The organism is Vibrio sp. 1874 (assembly GCF_033344395.1).
Taxonomy (GTDB): Bacteria; Pseudomonadota; Gammaproteobacteria; order Enterobacterales; family Vibrionaceae; genus Vibrio; species Vibrio alginolyticus.
Window position 1 is genome coordinate 31,948 of record NZ_JAWPOR010000011.1, and the last position, 15,260, is coordinate 47,207.

Below are 15,260 nucleotides of genomic sequence, written 5' to 3' on the forward strand. Positions count from 1 at the left end.
CTTATTGCTCCTTGTTTTTAGCGTCTTGCGAGGCCTTTGGAGCCATTACGTCTTCAGCGTCACTCATCTCAGCTTTAAGAGATTCGAGCTCTTCCTCCGCTTCATGTCCTGCAATCAAGCGATCGAGCTTACCAGTAGCGATTTGCCACGTGACTTGAACAAATCTAAACGTTAGTAGCGCCATTCCAAGTGGCAAAGCGAAGTAAGGAATAAAACGTGGCAGCTTTTCATAACGCTCTCCCTCATTTAACCAGTCGGCCATGAACTGGAGCATTTCAGGCATCGGAATATCGTCCGTTTCATACCACGCTCGGTCAGTAGCGAACGGATACCAGTAGTTCCAAGCGCCAATTAACAGCAAAATAGAGAAGGCTAAGCAACACATTGCTGCAAAAAGCGCCAGGGCTTTTCGTTTACCTTCCGGAACGATGTTAATAATGACATCGACACCAATATGAAAGTGTTTTTTCACACCATAAGATGCGCCAACCAACACCATCCATGCGAACATGAAAACGGTGAGCTCAAGCGCCCAAAGAATATTGTCGTTAAAGACATAACGAAAGATGACATTGGCAAAGGTCAGCAAGGTCATGGCACCCAAGAAGAAAGCAATCAAAGTCTCTTCAATGGCATCGGTGATTCGTCCAGCCTTGGCAAAAAAAGTCTGTTCCATAATTACATCACGTCGTCTGTAGAGGGAAAGAGCCCCCTTAGTTTGAGAGGGCTAAATGTGCTAGGTGTTATTATTTTTGGTTAGACGCCAAAGCGGCTTCGATTAGGTCAGAACCAATGTCTTTTTCGAACTTCTTCCATACTGGTTGAAGTGCAGTGACCCATTCTTGGCGCTGTTCTGGCGTTAGAGTACGAACCACACCACCGGCTTCGATGATATTGTTCTTATTCGCAAGGTTTACTTTGGTTGACTCAGCATTACGCTGCGCAGTTACCTCTTGAATAATGGTATTTAACTGCTCGCGCTGATCATCTGGTAGGTTTTTCCAGAAGTCGTTTGACGTCACAACTAAGTAATCCAGAATTCCGTGGTTCGTTTCCGTAATGCCATCTTGAACTTCGAAGAATTTTTTGCCGTAAATGTTTGACCAAGTATTTTCTTGACCATCAATAACCTTGGTTTGCAAGCCGCCGTAAACTTCTTTGAACGACATTTTTTGTGGGTTAGCACCTAGCTGCTCAAACTGAGCAACGAGTACATCAGAGGCTTGAACACGGAACTTAAGTCCTTCAGCATCAGTTGGAGAAATGAGCGGCTTGTTGGCTGACATTTGCTTCATGCCGTTATGCCAAAACGCAATGCCTTGTAGGCCACGACGTTTCATTGAATTTTTCAGCTTTTCACCCGCTTCCGAGTTTTGGAAACGGTCAACCGCGTCGACATCATCGAACAAGAAAGGAAGATCGAAAAGGCGGTACTTCTTGGTGAATTTCTCAAACTTAGAAAGAGAAGGAGCAGCGAGTTGAACATCACCATTCAGTAGCGCTTCCAACACTTTGTCATCATCATAAAGTGTTGAGTTAGGAAACACCTGCATACAGACTTTACCGTTCATCTCTTCGTTGACGCGCTTTTCAAGTAACGAAGCCGCGATGCCTTTAGGGTGTTTGTCCGCGTTCGTTACATGGCTAAACTTGATGACCGTTTCACCCGGGTCACAATTTGCGGCAGCATTAAAACTGGTAACAGCAAGTGCAGAGACAGATAGTAGAGTTAGAGGCTTAAACATTATTATTCTCCTTGTTGAATCACATCCCATCCCGTCCATGAGTAACTAGGTGTTAGGCGATGGGTACGAATGTTCAACAAAGAGCAATTAATGGACCATGTTAAAATTTATATGTATTTCAATAGATTAAAAAAGACCATTAACATGAATCCGAAGTGTAACGAGTGAATTCCACCCAAGAAAAAGATATAAATGGGTGGGAAATGACCCATTTATGAAGAACAGCTTATCTCCATTTTCTTCCCCCATTCCGGCGGCAATTTCGCATAATCATCAAACTCGGGTTGCTCATCAAATGGGCGTTTTAACAGTCCGGCCAATCGGTGTAATTCGCTAAAGTCCCCTTCTTCCGCTTTATCAATCGCCAACTGAGCCAAGTAGTTACGCAAGATGTATTTGGGATTGGCTTGACGCATCTGTTTGCAACGCTGTTCGGTTGAAATCTGGCCCCCTAGTTTATCAACCTCTAGCTCACACCGAGCTAAGTACAGATCAAGCCAAGCTCGCGCAGCTTCTCGGTCGAGAAATAAATCGATTACGGCTTGGGAAGGCGCATTATCAAGGTTTGAAAGTGTTCTGAAGAAGCGAGTGTAGTCCGTTTTGTTCTGGTGAAGAAGCTCAAACATAGCTTCAAACAAACGCCCGTCTTCCGCTATCTTAGTTTTTAAGCCCAACTTCTCACGCATGAGGCAGCTGAACTGCTGGCTTAAATGAACTTCAAATTGACTCAACGACGATTCTAAATCTTCTCGTTCAACGAGTGGCGATAGCGCATGCGCCAATGCTGACAAGTTCCAAAGCGCAATTCTAGGCTGTTGATCAAATGCGTAACGACCCTGGTAGTCTGAATGATTACAAATGTATCCCGGCTCATAATCATCAAGAAAGCCAAACGGACCATAATCAAAAGTTTGCCCAAGAATTGACATGTTATCGGTATTCATCACACCATGCGCAAAACCAAAAGCTTGCCAATATGCGATCATCTCGGCTGTTTTAGTCACGATGGCGTCAAACATCGCGGCATATGGTTTCTCCGCCGATGCACAATCAGCAAAGTGCCACTCAATCACCTTATCCGCCAACAGCTTCTGCTCTGCTAACTGGTTGGTGTAAAAGAAATGCTCAAAGTGACCGAATCGAACATGGGTTTCAGCCATTCGAAGTAACAAAGCGCCCGATTCCGTTTTTTCTCGATAAACAGGTGTATCACTGACCATCATACCGAGAGCACGTGTCGTGGGAACCCCAAGGCCTGCCATGGCTTCACTGCACAGGTACTCACGGATAGTCGAGCGTAATACCGCTCGCCCATCCCCCATTCGCGAGTAAGGCGTTAGCCCTGCACCTTTGAGGTGAAGATCAAACCAAGTACCATCCTGATGCTCAATTTCTGCCAACAGTAATCCACGTCCATCGCCCAAATCTGGGTTGTAAACGCCAAACTGATGGCCTGCATATTTCATCGCAAGAGGACGAAATTGTTCGAATTCACTTAGCCCAGAAAAAACCGCCAATAACTCATCGTTTTGCTCTTCTGGTAAACCAAACTGCTGTGCAAACTCACCATTCCAAGCGACCCAGCGAGTGTTGTCCAAGGGTTGTGGCTCGACCAACGTATAGAACGCTGACGGTAATTGACTAAAGCGATGGGTGAAATTGACCCGTTGCCAAATGGACATGTAGGGTTCCTTAATAAAAAGAAGTACTGTTGTGAGTATACGTGTGAATGTCCCTGTCATTCAGCCATGAAATTGGCATGGGTATTTTGCGTGAATAACGCGAAGGCGGCAGGAAGGTATCAACCTGCCGCAGACCATCTCCTAAACGGAGGTAGCATGTAAAAACGATCAAAGGGCTAAGCAGAAAATTCTTCACCCGTTTTTGGTGGCTGTGATGGCGTATCAAAACGAGCGCGTTCGATATCCACTACCGTTTTATAGCTCAACGATAACAATGCCAGCTGGTACGCGCCAAAAATACCATAGGCCACACCGACGAGGCTCAACATAAAGAGATTCGTAAAGTGGCTAAAGATCAGCTGACTGAGCAAGCCCGCACCCAATGGAATTAGTCCCATCAAAATGAATACTTGTTTGTTGTATGCTCTGCTCTGGTTCCACGAACGACGCAAACTGCGCGGTTGATGATCCATTGCAGTCGCTGGCAACACAAATGACCATCGCGCCATTACCCAATAGCCGGGAATGCTTGCAATCGTTGTGATAATAGCCATAGCAACAAAGTCGGCTTCACCACTTTCTGCAATGTAGATAAACGACAACACAAAGATCGGGATACCAATAACGAGCATCATCATCAGTCCAAACAGTATCCACCAGCCTATGAAACGGAATTCTCGAGCTGACAAACGACATACATCCAACGCAGAGTGCATGTAATCGCCGGCTAAATAAATTCGATGCACACGCACAGCCGCCATAGCGGCAACAAGTGGGTACAAAATAATTGTGACGAAATAAAATCCTGCGACATTGCCTTCTTGAACGTTCGCTTGATCTTTCCCCGTCATTTCAGGATACATAAAAGCAAAAATTGAGTGCACGATAATCAACGGAATACAAGCAATAACAATTGCGAGTAGATTCCTTCTGACCATCACTGCCGCTTCTCGGCATATTTCCGAAACAGAAAAGGCCTCGGTAGACATATAACATCCTTAGTTCATAAAAATCGGCCCCTAGGGTAACCGCAGAGTAGAAAAATCGCTTTAAAAATAATGAGAAACACATCTCATAAGACAATGAGAACGAAACCAAAATAGATCAGATAAAAAATAAGCCACTCAATGTGAGTGGCTTATACCGCAATTCAATACCGTTTTAGACGCGACGTCGCCAGCCTAATGTTGCAAGTAACATCAAAGCCCAATAAGAAACACTGCCGCTACCTTCTGAGTTCTTGAATGTCGTTGTCTTCAAAGAAGCAACAACCGTCACGATAACTTCCCCCGTAGCAGTGGCACCATGACCATCTGAAACCGTATATTGCAGCTTGATGCCGTCAGTAGGGCTATCCGGTGCTTGAAAACGGATTTTGCCATTCTCTACACTCGCACTTCCCACACCTGTTACGTTCTGTACGCTTTCTACAACCAGTTTATCGCCGTTCACATCCGAATCATTGCTCGCTGCATCAATCAGAATACTTTCACCAACGGCAACGGTCGCCGTATCTGCAAGCGTAAGTGGCGCTGCGTTTTTCATGGTTAAATCGACGGTAGCACTGGACGCTTCATTACTAGGATCAGTCACGGTTAAACGGAATGTCAGAACCTCACCCGCTTTTGCACCTTGAGGCACCGTAAAGCTTGTGCTAACACTGGTTGCATTGCCAAGAGAAACTAAAGTGCCAGCCAACTGCTCCCATTTATAACTCAACACATCACCATCAGCATCCGTACTATTTAACGCAGACAACGTGACTCGCTGCCCAACCGTCATGTCTTTATTATCAACATCAATCACGGCCACTGGCGCTTCGTTGCTGCCAAGCACTTCCACCTGCACATTCACGATTGAAGATGAGTACGCACCATCAACCGACAACAAACGATATTGGAAAGTGTCCAGACCAACGAAGTTAGCTTCAGGTTGGTACTGGTTGCCAGAGATGGTGCCGTGCTCAGGCTTCTGCACAATGTCCACATTGAACTGATACCCTACCGCCATGAAATCATTGTCCATCAGGTTCAGTTTGATTGGCGTATTTTTATTGGTTTGTAACGAATCAGATCTCGCTTCAACCAAGTTGCTCGCATCCACATTTAATAATGCTGCAAACGGAATATAAGAGAACCCGGCTTTTTCTAGACCAAACGTGCCAATCTCACTGTAATCACCAGTCCACATTACAGGTAGGGAGGCTTTTTCAGTTTTTAGCAAGCGGCCGAAGTCAAAGTTTGCATCAAATTGACCGCCTTCCAATTCAACGACCAATAAATGCTGACCCGCACTCAATTGGCTTGATTGAGGGAATAAAATTCGAGATGACTTTTGGAAGTTACCTTGCTGTAAAAGCTCAGCGTTGTTTTGATTCAATATTAATCGATAGCCAATGTTTCCAGAAAATGGGAATCGCCAAACTCGATAAGTCATGTCACTTTGAGCGCTATCTCTTTGCGCGTAAAGTTGAAGGCCATCAAGCTCTGTATCACTATTCAAGTCCAGTGACACCGCCAGAGTGTTACTCCCACTCGCGTACACATAACCTTGGTGAAGAGAGTTCAGCCATGCTGATTTATTTGGTTCGTTTGTATGTTCAAGAGAAAAACTACCACCGTTGGTGTTGCTGGCAATGTTGGAAATACGAACCCCAGTATCAAACCCTGTGATCGTTCTCAGACCCGGGGTCGATGTATCTGAAATGACATTGCCACCATTAGGGTATAAATCGTCAGCGTCACTCCTACCATCATTTTCTAACTCATTCAGACCATCAGCCTGCATGATTTGAACCTGCATCGCGCCAACATCATTAAAGCGGTTCTGGACATTGACCGACGTCGCCAGGATACCTTCAGCCGCCAATGCTCGGTCGTAACCGCTAAAGGTGCGATTTTCCAAGTAAACACGTGGGCCAAACTCTTTCAAGTACGGGTCGAGATACACCAGCTTGACATCGTCGTTGTTCACAGAAATAGGCGCTGGACTTTCATGAGTTACCGTTGGTACAACAAAACCAGCAGCGTGTTTGCTCCATGCACTCATGTTCACCGGAGTGTCACCAGCGTATGAATCTCCCGGTTTCTGCGCCCATGAACCGCCACCCATCACGCCCCAAGAGCCGATCGAGGCATCACTGTTCCTTGCGTACAAATCCGGTAAGCCAAGCATTAAGTGGCCAAGCTCGTGTACGATCACGCCCAAGGTCGCTTGATGATCAACTTGATAGTCAGCGAACACACAATAGTCTGTGATCTTTTTACCATCTAGTGTGACATCATCGTGAGAGAATTTGTGCGGCCAAATAGCAGGACGGTTGAGAACCCCTGTTGAACGATCTCCCCCCGCAAAAATAAACATGACAGAGAGTTCTGACGGTTCTACGGTACCATTTTGATTGCTGTCGTAGGCCGAAAGATTAAAGTATGGATCCAGTTTTTGATAAGCCTCGGTGAAAACCGCATTCAACTTGGCGGTGCATGTCTTATCAGTAGAACTAGAGTGACAGTTAGGGTGGCTTTGTGCCACAGTCACATCTATCACACCGTCATTGGCGGTGCCGTAACTCTCAAGTGCAGGAACAACTTTGAATTTACCTTGAGAGTTTTTATCAAAGTAATCCACAACGCTTTGACCATTGGTATTAAATACGCGTTGCTCAAAATCGTGCACCATTGCTTGGTCATCAAACGAAACTTGCACAACCAATAGGGGCTGCTGCTTCACCGTTGAACTGCTCATCGCCTGGTAACCTTGCGCCGAACGCAGTAGGTTTTTTCGTGCCATCGGCTCAATGGTTTTTAGAGAAGATAATTGCGGTTTGACTTGTAAATCCGGGCGAAACTTCGCCGACTCAGGTGGCTCACTCGACTGCGTTTTCACCACACCTGTCGAGATCAATATTGGCGTGTCTGACTCGCGCTGAATCTGCGCGAAAAACCAAACGCCGTCTTCCTGAAGTAAGGCATTGCCCTGCTTATCTTCAAACCAGTGGAAATCTGCCGTTCCACGTAGAATTGCCTCACTGGAGCTACCATCGCTCAACGCAATAGTATGCCAAACCGGCGATGGCGGAGTAGTTGCCATGCTCTTCCCTGCAAGAAGCGCAGTTAGCATAGCCATGGCGAGTGTGTTGAATTTCAAAGTACGACTCCATCTTTTCGATTCGTTCATTCATACCAAGCACAACAAACACAAAGTAACCCTATGGGCATAGAGTAAGACTGAGTGACTATTGACGAAGGCTGGTATCAATTCGCTCAGATAACACGACGTAGTTTGGTGTCACACTACAAAAGCGTCGGATTCCAAAACGCTGTTATGAGCGTAGCTTCTGAGAATATAAATTGAGTGAATGAATAGTATCGAAACGAAAGGAAGAAGAAATGAACTTCTACGAATTTATAGGTAAAACTGGGCAACATTCCACATATTCTATAAATGTACGAGCACTGCTATTAATCAATGCTCGTAGTGGTCGCGCGGCCATTGTTTAACGCTATATTAACCTGTAAGAACGGCGTCTTCTGGGTATTTGACCAAGGTAGGTTCAGGACGTGCCAACATGTAGGCAAGCGTGAGCGGCCCAATACGACCAATGATCATCACCACGATCATAATGTATTTACCAGGTTCAGAAAGTTCCGCAGTCAAACCGGCGGTGAGCCCCACTGTGGCAAATGCGGAAATGGTTTCAAACATAACTTTATCAAAGCTGGCCTTCTCGGTAAGCATCAATAAAAACATTGCGCTTGTCAGGATGGCTCCGCTCACAACGATAATTGCCAATGACTTAGTCACAGTTTGCCAATTTATGGTTCGCTTAAACATAACCACATGTTTCTTTTGGCGTAAAAAGGTCCACGTAGCCATAAACGCAACAGCAAATGTGGAAACTTTAATACCGCCCCCCGTTGAGGTGGAACCCGCTCCAATTAACATCAGAACAATCATGACCAGTAAGGCTGGCTGGGTAAACAACGCCAAGTCAACACTATTAAACCCTGCCGTTCGAGCACTCGCAGATTGAAAGAATGCCGCCAACCATTGCCCTGTTGCAGGTAAAGACGCCATTGTGTTTGGGTTGCTTCGCTCAAGTAACCAAAACAGCATCGTTCCGACTAAGAGCAATATCGGTGTCGCAATCAGCATGATTTTGGTGTGAAGATGCAAAAAGTGGAAACCTTTGCGCCAGTTTAGCCAGATGTCACCCACAACAGTAAAACCAAGCCCGCCAAAAATGAATAGCCCCGCCAGTGTAAAGATAACCAACGGATCATTCACAAAGCTCATCATACTGTCAGAAAACAGCGCGAACCCAGCGTTGTTAAATGCAGAAATTGCATGAAACAAGGCGTAAAACATACCAGTCTGCCAGCCCATTTCAGGGACCCAGCGGATAGAGAGAAAAATAAACCCGATCGTTTCTGCAACAAGCGCGAAAACAACAATCCGCTTTACTAGTCGGTTTAGATTGACTTGCCGATCTTGCCCTAATGCTTCTTTCGCCAGCGCTTGTTGACGCAAACTCAAACGCACGCCGAACATATAGAGTAAGACTGCCGACAACGTCATCTGCCCCAACCCACCGATTTGCATTAAAAACATCAGCAAGATTTTACCCGCAAGCGTAAAGTGTTGCCCAGTATCGACAACACCAAGCCCTGTCACACTAATAGCGGACGTTGCAGTGAACAAAGCATCCGTTATCGACAGGCCCGTAACAGAAAAAACTGGCAAGGTTAGCAATACCGCAGAAGGCAGTAAAACACCGAGAAAACTGAGCAATATAATTCGCGGTTCGTTGCCTTTCGCTTTCTCTTGTTTACCATCTGGTGCGTAAAAAACACCTTTCTGATGAAAATACGTCATAGCGATTTTAATTTATTTGCGAGCGCATCTTGAGGGCCGACCACAATAATTAGGTCACCAATTTCTAGTGTGGTATTAAGGTCAGGTGCCTTGGTAATTTCTGGGCCCCGTTTAAACCCTAGCACTTGCACGCCATCGACTTTGCACAGAGCCAAATCACTTAGTGTCTTACCCATCCAACGAGAGCCAATCACAAACTCCGTCATAGCTAAGCCACTGCCTAATGGGTGGAACTCAAGAACCCGTTTATCGAGCATTTTACGCGCGACACGTATCCCCATGTCACGCTCAGGCATGATAATGTGGTCTGCGCCAATTTTTTGCAGAACACGAGCTTGGAAGCGGTCGTTGGCTTTAACCCATACTGACTTTACTCCCGCTTCTTTAGCAATCAATGTCGCAAGAATACTGGCATTGACATCCGCTCCGATGGCAATCATCACCATGTCGTAATCATCAAGTTTGAGCTCAGCAACCGTCTCTTCGTGAGTACAGTTAGCCACAACCGCCTGACTAACAAAACTGGCGGCTTCTTTAACTCTGTCTTCGTTGATGTCAACGGCTAAAACTTGAGCGCCTGAATCTTGTAACTCTTTACACACTGCCAAACCAAATCGGCCAAGACCAATAACGGCGAATTGCTTATCACCTGTTTTCATTTGTGCCCCATCTTATGCATTCATTAGCAAGCAAAAAAGTTTGCGCCCATTCCTTACCTTGTGCAAACCTGCGGACAGATAATTGACAAAAGCTTAACGCACCTTGATTCACTTTACGTGTTAAGCGTATGACACTGATTAACTTTTTTCCTTATTACCGAATAGAAACCGTAGCGATGGCTACATAATTGGATGCCTTAAAACGCAAAAAGCCGCAAGAATGCGGCTTTTAGATCATGGGATAAACTGGCTATTTTGATTCGCGCTTATCGTGCGGTTTACGTTTATTCTTAGGCACGTAATTTAAAATTGAAATTGGTACTGGCTTTCTTGGCGCAAAACCTTCAATTTCCACTCGCTCTAGCAAGTGCCCTAAACGACTTTCAATCATGCAGAGGTTCTTAAAGTCGTCTTTTGAAACCAGTGATATCGCCTCACCTTTCGCGCCAGCACGACCTGTACGACCAATACGATGTACATACTCATCCGCTGGGTAAGGTAAATCGTAGTTGATGACAACTGGCAGATTATCAATATCAATACCGCGCGCAGCAACGCCGGTTGCGACTAAGTACTGGATTTCACCCGCTTTAAACTTTTCTATTAATTCCTGGCGAACACGCTGATTACGGCCACTGTGGAATGCTTCTGCCACAATGCCACGTTTCTCAAGTTGGCTTACCAGTTTGGCTGCGCCGTGTTTAGTTTCAATAAATACCAATACTTGCGACCAGTCATTTTCTTTAAGCAAGTGACTTAGCAGCGACGACTTCATGTCTTTATCGACGGTCGTGATCCACTGTTTAATATTTGATTTTGAGGCACTGTGCTTTGCAATCGTGATCTCTTCAGGATCAATAATCGCATTTTTCGCCAAGTCACGAACAGGGTTAGATAACGTCGCTGAGAACAGCAAACTTTGCACATGTTCTGGCATACAGTCGACGATTTTGTCGATCGCATCGATGAATCCCATATCCAACATTTTGTCGGCTTCATCAAGCACTAGCATTTCCACTTCATCAAAGTGAATCGCGCGTTGACCGTACAGATCAATCAAGCGCCCAGGCGTGCTTACCACAATATCGACACCCTCGATCAAGGCTTGTTTTTGTGGTGCATAATCCACACCACCAAACATCGCCATTGAGCGTAATGGTAAGTTTTTACCATAAGCTTCAATACTTTGATGAACCTGAAGCGCAAGTTCGCGTGTTGGCGTTAGGATAATCGCACGAGCGCGTTTTTTACGTTGCGTTTCGCCTCGACTAAGCTTTTCTAAGATTGGCAGAACAAAACTGGCCGTTTTACCTGTGCCCGTTTGCGCTGCTGCAATTAAATTGCGGCCACGCAATACGATTGGAATGGCTTTTTGTTGGATAGAAGTGGGTTTTTCATAACCTAGCGCTTTTACTGCATCAGCAATCGATGCGCTTAAACCAAGCTTAGAAAATGGCATAGAAAGGTCTCAACAGAGGAAATGGGCGCGTAGTGTATCAGAATCCCCGTGAAGTAACAGAAGGATTCATGCGCGAAAAACTAGGAACATGACACAATCTTAGCCCATGAAATTGGGCTGCAAACCTTTTTCTAATTTTTTCCTCACTTTGTAGGAAACATCATTAAGCGTGATTTTCCCCGTGTTGTGGCGGTCGATACCTGCATTCTGTCGATAGGCAATTGAGCCTTGTCTGAACAAAACGAAAGACGGCGGTTTGCCAATCGCAGCAGGGTAGAGAATGGCCATGTAAGCATCTTCTAAGCTATTAATTTTATTTCGATAGGGCCAATAGTACGCTTTCACATAGTTAAGTTGTTCAAGCGCGCTCATTCTCGCAAGAGTCTTTGTGTTCACTCCTAATGATTCTGCGGTAGAGGGCATAAATTGAATTAACCCTGTAGCCCCGCTTCCGGAACCATTTTTGATGCTTGGACTGAAAGTTTCAGCAGTTTCAAATGCCATGCACGCCATAAGATGATTAGGATTGATCTTTAGCTCTTTACTAATACGGATGACTTTAGATTTGAACTCTGGAGAAACTTTGCCTCCCCACGCTACCGCGTTCTCGGGATCTGCAATCGAAGAGACCGTTGATGCGTCATGTTCTTCGACAATTTTAGAAAGTAGAGGAAGCGTTTGGCGTAGTCGATGGCTCGAACTCACCAAGCGAATTGATTTGGTAAGAAACTTGTCTTTTTTTTGGTGTAGTTTTTGGAACTTTACTAACTTATACAGTTGCTTATAAACCGTTTTCACAACGAAGCCAGATGTAGGGAACACTCCCAGAATGTAATCCATTTCCTACAAATTTAATATAAATATCAGCAACAGGAATTCTAGATGTGATCAATGTCACCATAAAAATTCTCAAATTCGATACACACCGATGTAAGTGGTCAATGTGTCTCCAACACGCTAGAAGTAAAAGTAAAGAGGTATTAAAAAGGTCTTACCAATTTTTTGGTAAGACCTAGGTTTACTGATTCTCGGATAAGCGAATGTATATTCTTACAGTTCAGCTTCCCGAACCAGTTCTGCAAGCGTCGACAAACGCTGCTCACTTTGTTTTACGTAAGGATTATTCGTATCCCAAGCATATCCAGCCAAAATCGCACTAATCATCTGTTTAATACGTGGGTTCGGGTTTTGATAGAAAATCACATCTTGCAACGTGCCGTTGTACCAGCCTTCCACATAAGTGCGGAATGTGTTCACTCCCACCATTAAGCGTTGCGAGTACTCTTCTTGCCAACCAACCTTTTCACCATTCAGCTGACGAACCACGCAGTCCGCTGCAAACTCTGCCGATTTCATGGCGATAGTGACACCCGATGAAAATACAGGATCAAGAAACTCACCTGCATTACCAAGCAACGCGTAGTGCTCTGTCGCTAAACGTTTGACGTTAGCAGAATAGCCACCCAACTCGCCTGCTGGATTCGGGTAATTCGCATTTCGCAACAAAGAAGCCAAACCCGGCTCTTCATTGGCTAACTGCTGCAACGCTGCAATCTTATCTTCTGGGTATTGTTCGAAAAATTCTGGCTCACCCACCACACCAAACGAACAAGTACCATTAGAGAATGGGATTAGCCAGTACCATACGTCGTGATTTTCAGGATGAACTGAAATTAAAATTTTGTTGCGATCGTATTCCGGCTCTTGGGGAGAGATATGATCTTCGATATGGGTAAAGATCGCTTTTCTAGGCGGAAGACAAGAAGGTTCTTCTAGCTCCAACAAGCGTGGCAAAACACGCCCAAAGCCACTGGCATCCAACACAAAATCTGCTTCGATTTGATAAGCCTTCTTATTTGAGTCGAGCACTTCTAATCGAGACTTTTTCCCTTCAAACACTAGATTGAGCAGTTCATGCTGATAGCGAATCTCTACGCCTTGCTCTTCAGCGCTATCTGCCAATACTTTATCAAAGCTGGCACGTTGAACCTGAAACGTCGTGCCCGGTCCTGGCGTGTATTTGTTTGTAAAGTCGAACTGGGTGTATACGCCATTACGACGAAATGCAGCACCATCTTTATACTGGAAGCCAAACTGCTTTACTGCATTGGTCATTCCTGCTTGTTCAACAACTTCCATACATGCAGGGAGTAGGCTTTCTCCTATGGAAAAACGTGGAAAAGTCGCTTTTTCTAAGACAACAACATCTATGCCACGCGATTTTAATAAGGCAGAAACGGTTGAACCTGATGGCCCCGCTCCTACGACAACAACTTGCTTGAGCTCTGTTTTCATTCTGAATTTAGTTTGCTTGTAGTTTTAATAAGGTATGACCAAGGCCAATATTGTCGGTTCTTTCAACGACAGATAAACCTGCCGCTTCGACAATTTCTAAGAAATCATCACTGCGATAAAAGCGACTATTACCGTTAGCTAAACAGGTAAAATAAAGAGAAGTGGCATTAAGGCTATAGGAAGCTCCCGCGTATTTTTGAGCATCCCAAAACAGCTCCAATACGTAAATAGTATCTCCCTTCGTTAACTGGGCTTTAACTTTTTTAAGGATATTGAGGATCTCAATTGGGGAAAAGCAATCCAAGAACTGGCTCATCCACCATACGTCAGCGTGTCCAGGCAATGTTTGTGCTTTATCCAGCATGTTTGCAGGGTATGGACGTACACGCTCGACGAACTGGTTTTCTGAAACATTCTTCATCGCTACTTCTAATTGCTGTGGTAAATCAACAATCGTCACTTGAACGTCAGGGTCATGTTTACAACACTGAATCGCCCATTTCCCCGTATTTCCGCCAATATCCACAAGATGCTTTGGCTTGCTTGCAAATACTTCTTTAAGCAGAAGTGGGAACGAGCGATCCGAATAGAAATGATCGAACTTAAACCAGCTCTGTTTGGCTTGTTCTGGTAACGTCGATAGACCTTGATAAATGGTCTCCCAATTGCCCAACTCTTTCAAACCTGACGGTTTACCTTCTTGAATTGCTTCCGTCAAATGCATCATCGCGGCGTAACAAACATCTGCCGTAAAATCCATGTTTGCATTCGTCATACCATCATGAAGAAGGTAAAAACCAAGGTTTGCAAGCGAATAGTTAGGTCGTTCCCATAAAACAATATGCGCACTAATCGCCATATCCAACAGTACTTTAACACCATATTCTGATACTCCCGTTTTCTCGGCAATATCTGTGGCACTCATGCCTTGAGCGCCAGCGCTGTCTAAAGCGGCTAAAATACCTAAATCTCGAAGCGTTTTGGCGGTCTGGAACACGATTGGTGCAAAAGATAACTTCTGAGCTTCTGTCTTCGCTTCAAAAGCATTAAAAGGGTCATTATTTTGATTTAACACGGAAAAACCTAACTGCAATTAATAGTTTTATTGTTGAGATTGATTGCCCAACAATGCAATAGCTCGCTGAATATCAACATTCAAGTTGTTTACCCAACGATTGTAATTGCGGTGGATTTTGCCATCACTTGCTTTGAGATTTACTGAGTTGAGATAAATAATTGAGTAATATTTATTATTGTATGGGATTTTTACTTCTGCAGAGTGGTTACGAACGTGGATTTTTGCAATAAGAACACCAGGGCTTACTTCTTCGATCGTCCAGCCTCGGTTAGTTGCTGATTGCACTATGGCCATTTTTACTTGTTTATTTTGAAGATCATAAGCAACTGGAGTATCCTCCACATTCATTACAGGTTGTACTCGTCCACAACCAACAAGAAGCAAAGTTAATAATAACGAGACATACAGCTTAAAACGCGACATGATAATTTCCTTTTTATTGTGAATTTGGGTCAACCCCAATTTGTA

12 protein-coding genes are annotated in these 15,260 nt (G+C 44.7%); all 12 read right to left on the bottom strand.

The window, feature by feature from the left end; translation table 11 throughout:
* Position 1 precedes the first annotated feature (1 nt).
* A complete protein-coding gene (locus tag R8N46_RS17710; RefSeq protein ID WP_005382256.1) occupies positions 2-676 on the bottom strand; it encodes a TRAP transporter small permease in 675 nt (224 codons plus the stop codon).
* A 70-nt stretch (positions 677-746) separates the two neighbouring features.
* A complete protein-coding gene (locus R8N46_RS17715) occupies positions 747-1,745 on the bottom strand; it encodes a TRAP transporter substrate-binding protein (RefSeq protein WP_017634784.1) in 999 nt (332 codons plus the stop codon).
* 212 nt (positions 1,746-1,957) lie between these two features.
* A complete protein-coding gene (locus R8N46_RS17720; protein WP_115385827.1) occupies positions 1,958-3,427 on the bottom strand; it encodes a protein adenylyltransferase SelO in 1,470 nt (489 codons plus the stop codon).
* Between the two features lie 176 nt (positions 3,428-3,603).
* Positions 3,604-4,416, bottom strand: coding sequence for a sugar transporter (locus R8N46_RS17725; protein ID WP_115385826.1), 813 nt, complete (start codon positions 4,414-4,416; stop codon positions 3,604-3,606).
* 172 nt (positions 4,417-4,588) lie between these two features.
* Positions 4,589-7,573 (bottom strand): M6 family metalloprotease domain-containing protein, encoded by a 2,985-nt coding sequence (locus R8N46_RS17730; protein WP_171346061.1) that lies wholly within the window; start codon positions 7,571-7,573, stop codon positions 4,589-4,591.
* 360 nt (positions 7,574-7,933) lie between these two features.
* A complete protein-coding gene (locus R8N46_RS17735; RefSeq protein ID WP_005382262.1) occupies positions 7,934-9,301 on the bottom strand; it encodes a TrkH family potassium uptake protein in 1,368 nt (455 codons plus the stop codon).
* Positions 9,298-9,960, bottom strand: a complete 663-nt coding sequence (locus tag R8N46_RS17740) for a potassium channel family protein (protein ID WP_005388291.1) — start codon at positions 9,958-9,960, stop codon at positions 9,298-9,300. The genes R8N46_RS17735 and R8N46_RS17740 overlap by 4 nt, the downstream gene beginning before the upstream one ends.
* A gap of 250 nt (positions 9,961-10,210) precedes the next feature.
* A complete protein-coding gene (locus tag R8N46_RS17745; RefSeq protein WP_005382264.1) occupies positions 10,211-11,419 on the bottom strand; it encodes a DEAD/DEAH box helicase in 1,209 nt (402 codons plus the stop codon).
* Between the two features lie 99 nt (positions 11,420-11,518).
* Positions 11,519-12,259, bottom strand: a complete 741-nt coding sequence (locus R8N46_RS17750; RefSeq protein WP_005382265.1) for a transglycosylase SLT domain-containing protein — start codon at positions 12,257-12,259, stop codon at positions 11,519-11,521.
* 210 nt (positions 12,260-12,469) lie between these two features.
* Positions 12,470-13,714 (bottom strand): NAD(P)/FAD-dependent oxidoreductase, encoded by a 1,245-nt coding sequence (locus R8N46_RS17755; RefSeq protein WP_025766964.1) that lies wholly within the window; start codon positions 13,712-13,714, stop codon positions 12,470-12,472.
* 7 nt (positions 13,715-13,721) lie between these two features.
* Positions 13,722-14,789, bottom strand: coding sequence for a class I SAM-dependent methyltransferase (locus R8N46_RS17760; RefSeq protein ID WP_005388297.1), 1,068 nt, complete (start codon positions 14,787-14,789; stop codon positions 13,722-13,724).
* A 27-nt stretch (positions 14,790-14,816) separates the two neighbouring features.
* Positions 14,817-15,215, bottom strand: a complete 399-nt coding sequence (locus R8N46_RS17765) for a hypothetical protein (RefSeq protein WP_205390764.1) — start codon at positions 15,213-15,215, stop codon at positions 14,817-14,819.
* Positions 15,216-15,260 lie beyond the last annotated feature (45 nt).